The 2,488-nt window shown below is 68.4% G+C and carries 3 protein-coding genes; 1 reads left to right on the forward strand and 2 read right to left on the reverse strand.

Translation table 11 applies throughout. The annotated features are described in order from the left end of the window. Positions 1–1,300, reverse strand: a 1,300-nt coding sequence (locus tag AC1D15_RS26780) for a thiamine pyrophosphate-dependent enzyme (RefSeq protein ID WP_477828392.1), incomplete at its 3' end; no start/stop codon positions are given. Between the two features lie 234 nt (positions 1,301–1,534). Between AC1D15_RS26780 and AC1D15_RS26785 the strand changes: the two genes are divergently transcribed. After that, entirely contained in the window at positions 1,535–1,879 is a 345-nt protein-coding gene (locus AC1D15_RS26785; RefSeq protein ID WP_477828393.1) for a hypothetical protein, read from the forward strand. Here AC1D15_RS26785 and AC1D15_RS26790 read toward each other — a convergent pair. After that, a partial coding sequence (locus AC1D15_RS26790; protein WP_477828394.1) for an aldo/keto reductase occupies positions 1,861–2,488 on the reverse strand: 628 nt, incomplete at its 5' end. The two genes, AC1D15_RS26785 and AC1D15_RS26790, sit on opposite strands and share 19 nt — an antisense overlap.

The raw sequence follows: 2,488 nt of genomic DNA on the forward strand, positions 1-2,488 counted from the left end.
CCTCGGGGTCGTCGCCGTTCACGTGCAGCACCGGGGCCTCGATCATCTTGACCACGTCGGTGCAGTACAGCGTCGAGCGGGTGTCGCGCGGGTCGCTGGTCGTGAAGCCGATCTGGTTGTTGATGACGATGTGGACGGTGCCGCCGGTGTAGTAGCCGCGCGTCTGCGCGAGCGCCAGCGTCTCCATCACGACGCCCTGGCCGGCGAAGGCCGCGTCGCCGTGCACCAGCACCGGCAGCACGGTGTCGCCTTCCTTGTCGCCGCGGCGGTCCAGGCGGGCCTTGACCGAGCCTTCGACGACCGGGTTGACGATCTCCAGGTGCGACGGGTTGAACGACAGGCTCAGGTGGACCGGGCCGCCGTCGGTGGTGACGTCGCTCGAGAAGCCCTGGTGGTACTTCACGTCGCCCGAGGGCAGGTTCTCGGGCGCGGTGTGGTCGAACTCGGCGAACAGGTCCTTGGGCATCTTGCCCAGCGTGTTGACCAGCACGTTCAGGCGGCCGCGGTGGGCCATGCCGATCACGATCTCCTGCACGCCCTTCTCGCCGGCGCGCTGCACCAGCTCGTCCATCGATGCGATGAAGCTTTCGCCGCCTTCGAGCGAGAAGCGCTTCTGGCCGACGAACTTGGTGTGCAGGTAGCGCTCGAGGCCTTCGGACGCGGTCAGGCGGTTCAGGATCTGCTTCTTCTGCTCGGCCGTGAAATTGGGCTTGGAGCGGATCGACTCGAGCCGCTGCTGCCACCAGCGCTTCTCGGGCTGGTCGGTGATGTGCATGTACTCGGCGCCGATCGAGCTGCAGTAGGTCTCGCGCAGCGCCTGCACGATCTGGCGCAGCGTCATCTGCTCGGCGGTCGTGAAGTAGGTGTTCGTCGCGCTGAACGAGATGTCCATGTCGGACTCGCTCAGGTCGTAGAACGCCGGCTCCAGCTCGGGGATCTTCGGGCGCTCCTGGCGCTTCAGCGGGTCGAGGTCGGCCCAGCGCGAGCCGAGGAAGCGGTAGGCGGCGATCAGCGACTGGACGTGGACCTGCTTGCGGGCGACCGCGAGGTCGGCGCTGCTGGCCTTGTTGCCGAAGGCGTTGGCCTTGGCGCGTTGAGCGAACGATTCGACGACCGGTGCGTGCGGAACGTCGGCAGCCGACGAACCGTCGGCGGCAGGAACGTGCTGGAGGGCGTCGAAGTAGGCGCGCCAGTTGTCAGGCACCGAGCCCGGGTTGTCGAGGTAAGCCTCGTACATCTCTTCGACATAGGGCGCATTGCCCCCGAACAGGTACGAGTTCGACCTGTATTCCTGCATCATTTCGCTCACCTTTCACACCGGTTTCCGGTGCTGTAGTGGGTTGAGAAACCTTCCGCGACACGGCTAGACCGGCTGGCGGATTGCGACCCGCCTTGACTGATTTACCAGCAAGGGGACGGGAAGGACCTGAAAGTCACGGGCGCGACTGTAACACCGTTGGAATTCTGCGGTCTACCTCGTGGGATCGGCGAGTTTCCCGCGGGCGACAATCGCCTCCTCCCATCGGACGATGCCGTGCGACGAATCATCCGGATCCACCCTGACGCGCCGCCCAAACCGGCGTTCGGCGCCCCGTGCAACGGCTGCGGCGTGTGCTGCGCGAGCGAGCCGTGCCCGGTCGGCGTGCTGGTCAGCCGGCGGCGCCACGGCACCTGCGCGGCGCTGGTGTGGGAGGTACAAGGCGGTTACCGCTGCGGCGTGCTGGTGCGGGCGCGGCAGTTGCCCGGGCCGGCATGGCTGCGCCGCTGGGCCGGCCGGGCGGTCGCGCGGCTGATCGCCGCCGGCCAGGGCTGCGATTGCGACTACGAGGTCGAACTGGACGTCGAGGTGTTGCCGCCGAGTCAGAACGCCTCGTCGTGACTGGAGCGCGCCCACAGATCGAGCCCGCCGTCCTGCGCGTGCCGGTCGATCTCGGCCAGCTCCTGCGCGCTGAAATCCAGCCGTGACAGGGCTGCCACGTTCTCGCGCAACTGCTCGGGCCGGCTCGCGCCGATCAGCGCGGTCGTCACGCGCGGGTCGCGCAGCACCCAGGCCAGCGCCATCTGGGCGAGCGATTGCCCGCGCCGCTGCGCGATCGCCCGCAGCGCGCGCACGCGCTCCAGGTTGGCGGCCGAGAGGTGTTCCGCCTTCATCGAGCCACCGCCCGGCTTGTTGATGCGCGCATCCGCCGGAACGCCGTTCAGGTACTTGTCGGTCAGCAGCCCCTGCGCGAGCGCGCTGAAGGCGATGCAGCCGGCGCCTTCGCCCTCGAGTGTCGCGAGCAGCTCGCCTTCGATCCAGCGGTTCAGCAGGCTGTACGACGGCTGGTGGATCAGCAACGGCACGCCACGCTCGCGCAGCAGCCGCGCCATCTCGGCCGTCTTGCCGGCCGAGTACGACGAGATGCCGACGTACAGCGCGCGGCCCGACTGCACCGCGGTCGCGAGCGCCGAGGCGGTTTCCTCCAGCGGCGTGGCGGCATCGAAGCGG

This window comes from Rhizobacter sp. P2_H2, from assembly GCF_056403375.1.